This is a genomic window from Methanospirillum sp. (assembly GCF_035406105.1).
Classification (GTDB): Archaea; Halobacteriota; Methanomicrobia; order Methanomicrobiales; family Methanospirillaceae; genus Methanospirillum.
Genome location: NZ_DAONKG010000266.1, coordinates 1 through 2988, shown reverse-complemented (window position 1 = coordinate 2988; position 2988 = coordinate 1). Strand labels below are relative to the sequence as shown.

The window sequence follows — 2988 nt, the reverse complement described above, 5'->3', positions numbered from 1 at the left end:
TCTCCCTCGAATTTGGTCTTCAGTGCTTTGAGGAAAAGTTTCTGGGCTCTCTCGATTTTTGCCATATTTTGTACCTCCTTACTCCACCGGCATGAATCCGTACTTTGTTCTCAGGGAGTGAATCCGCTGGACATATTCAATGTATTCTCCATCAGATCTGAATGGAGTACCAACAAGGGAGTGGAACATCGTCGTATTTGCTTTCAGCCAGGCATCATCCATTGGCTTGCCGACATCGACTTTCTTGTCGAGCGGAACACCAATCTGGTCCTTTACATACTTTACAGTGCCACCTTCGAGGATGCACCGCTGCAGCATGTCGAACATCATTCCATCTTCTGCAAGACGGAGTGAGTGACCGTGCACAGTTGCACCACGAATACCGACACGTGCCGGGTCGAAGAGATTGGTGTTGATCAGATCTGCGGCGATTTTTTCAAGGTCACGCTCACGGCACTCAACGATCTGACGGCCGGACAGAGTTCCCGAGTCAATACCACGGTACCGGTACATCTCGGTGTAGGTTCTCTGATACGGCTGTGATGGTGCGTTGAACATGGAGTCTGCGCACTGGATGTACCGGACACGGTCTCCAGCCTTTGCTCCGTCGGTTGGGGTCACAATCTTTCTGATTGGACAGTCCGGCTCACCCTGTTCTGCAAGTGGCGGGTGGGAGGTCGGGTATGCCTGACCTGGAGCACGGTGTCCAAGGATCAACACAATGTCTTCATCGGTAACATTGCGCATTTTTTCAAGCTTTACATTTGGGTTCATCTGCTTGCGCCGGTTCTCGGCGACAATTGACTGGCCCGGACCATATTGTGGAGTGTATGCCATTCTTTATCTCTCCAAATCTGAAGTTTTCATAAGTTTCATGACTTCGTGAATGACTTCGCTGATCTTCTCACGAGACGGGGTCTGACCCCTGGTGACACCACTGATAATCGCCATTACTGTCCCTTTGGTTCGGACATTGTTCTCAGCTGGCATCACAAACGCCGTTTTAACCCCTTCCTTTGCAAAATCCTCGTAATCAACGGGGGCCTGACAGACCACAACCGCTGGAATATCACAGTCTTTTAAGATAGACCGGACTTTATGAACGATATGTGATCTGACATTTCCGTGGTGCAGAACCGCTACTTTGTGGCGGTTTATCTGGATAATTTCCTTCTCGTTCAGGCCAAAATATGCTCCCAGCACATGACCGGCACTCTTTGGGGCATCTGGGGGAATCCCGGAGCCCGCGTTGAGAATCATGGTGCTGATACTATATTCGACCCCCTGTGCCCGCAGGGCAGACGTGATATCACAGACCGGCTTTGTGACGTGCCGGCGACCGGGGGACATCCCTACGATGATGACGTCAGGATATCGGCATTCGGAGATCGTCCCCCGTTGGGCAAGGGCCCCTCCTTTTCCCATACCCGCACTCTCGCGGCAGTCAACAATCTGTGTTACCCGTCCGATTGGCATTATTTATGTCCCTGGATGAGTGTCGGTCCGGTTTTATTCTTGGGATCGACCAGACCTAGCATGATTTCGTTCGCATTCGGGCCGTACTTTGCATAATCGACCTGTGTCGGAGTTGATCGCATGAACTTTCCTTCCTTGACCGAGTATGAAAAGTTCGTAAAGACTTCCGTACAGGCATCTTCAATCTGATGTACGATGTCCCGTGTTTCCAGTTCGAGAAGGATGGTTCCAACCTGCACCCGCAGGTCCACATCCGTCTCCCCAACCCGGATAGTTGCCTTTCCTGAATGGGGATTATCCATACCCCTTGCGGGGCCATAGGGGACTTTCTGGGGTATACTCGGTCCGTTGATGACGATGCGCCGGATACCCGGTATGACCACCAGTTTATTGAGGATTTTTTCAACGGTTTCAGGTTTTAAGAGGCGCTCGGTGACGATCCTGCATTGCGGGAATTCAGCATCAGCCATTGTGCGAAACCTTCGGGATTATACTCCCTGAGCGATGTGCTGGATCGGCTGGGCAAACTCTGGGATCTTACCAAAGGTGTCCTGGTAGACCTTTGAGGTGTGCTCTGGTGAGAACATCTGGGTTCCTGCATCAAGAGCACAGGCAGCGACGATACAGGGGAGACCAACACCGGCTGCGTGACGGGTAACAACGTGGTTACCGTTGAACACACCGGGACCTCCACCACCGTAGATTGAGTGGCTGAAGAACGAGAATCCGACTGCAACACCCATTACACGACCATAGTCACAACCCGGAAGTCCGGTCTCGTGCTCAAGCAGGTCGTTGAAGTAGAGCAGGGTTGAGGATACAGCCTGTGCAAACCGGCCGGCACCACAGTTTACCATGGTTGCTGCCATGGTTCCTGCAGCAGTGTAGGCGTTCCAGAGCATTGGGTCCTTCGTCTCATAGAACGTGTATCCGGATGGTCCCTTCTTACCCGGCGTGATAACCTTGTCCTCGATTGCCTTCTCGACAAGGGACTGGACGACGGTACCGACGGTTCCGGTAGCACCATTCTTCTTGACAAGATCGTACACGAGGTTATTTGCATTCAGACCCTGGTAGGCATAGAGAAGGAGCTGTGCACGCTCGAATGGTCCGATAGCAGCACCCATCTCAAACTCTCCTGCCTGTTCAAAGGTTGCTGAGAGTGCAGCACCCTGCATTGCATTCTTGTTGGTGATCATAACGCAGTGGTTTGCAGGGATGTTTCTGAGTGCATATCCCAGACCTTCGTTGTTCTGGGGAATGGACAGAATCGATGCAACATTTGCACCGGCCGGGTCCATGGTCTGCGGGTAGGTACCCCAGAAGGCTGCCTTGACCGTTGAACCATCGAACATGCCGACGTTGAACTGGTCGATAACCGCGTAGGTTGCTGCTGCTGCGACTGAGGTCAGTGCTGCATCATAGGTTGCTGCTGCATCAATACGTGCAGATGGGACGGTACAGAGAAGGAGTTTTCCGCCCCCGAATTCCTTGATCTCGGTGTCATCACCT

4 protein-coding genes are annotated in these 2988 nt (G+C 52.3%); all 4 read right to left on the bottom strand.

Features of this window, described 5'->3' with window-relative positions; translation table 11 throughout:
- Positions 1-78: 78 nt before the first annotated feature.
- Complete coding sequence (gene mcrG / locus PLA23_RS12150) at positions 79-837, bottom strand: coenzyme-B sulfoethylthiotransferase subunit gamma (protein ID WP_324475351.1); 759 nt, start codon at positions 835-837, stop codon at positions 79-81.
- A 3-nt stretch (positions 838-840) separates the two neighbouring features.
- Complete coding sequence (mcrC, locus tag PLA23_RS12145; protein ID WP_324331093.1) at positions 841-1476, bottom strand: methyl-coenzyme M reductase I operon protein C; 636 nt, start codon at positions 1474-1476, stop codon at positions 841-843.
- Complete coding sequence (gene mcrD / locus PLA23_RS12140) at positions 1476-1946, bottom strand: methyl-coenzyme M reductase operon protein D (RefSeq protein ID WP_324331092.1); 471 nt, start codon at positions 1944-1946, stop codon at positions 1476-1478. Before mcrD ends, mcrC begins: the two co-directional genes overlap by 1 nt.
- An 18-nt stretch (positions 1947-1964) precedes the next feature.
- Positions 1965-2988 (bottom strand): coenzyme-B sulfoethylthiotransferase subunit beta (gene mcrB / locus PLA23_RS12135; protein ID WP_324475350.1); only part of this gene is annotated, 1024 nt, incomplete at its 5' end.

Coding starts and splice junctions, on each gene's coding strand:
- mcrG (WP_324475351.1), bottom strand. CDS start 837: ATGGCATACACTCCACAATATGGTCCGGGCCAGTCAATTGTCGCCGAG.
- mcrC (WP_324331093.1), bottom strand. CDS start 1,476: ATGCCAATCGGACGGGTAACACAGATTGTTGACTGCCGCGAGAGTGCG.
- mcrD (WP_324331092.1), bottom strand. CDS start 1,946: ATGGCTGATGCTGAATTCCCGCAATGCAGGATCGTCACCGAGCGCCTC.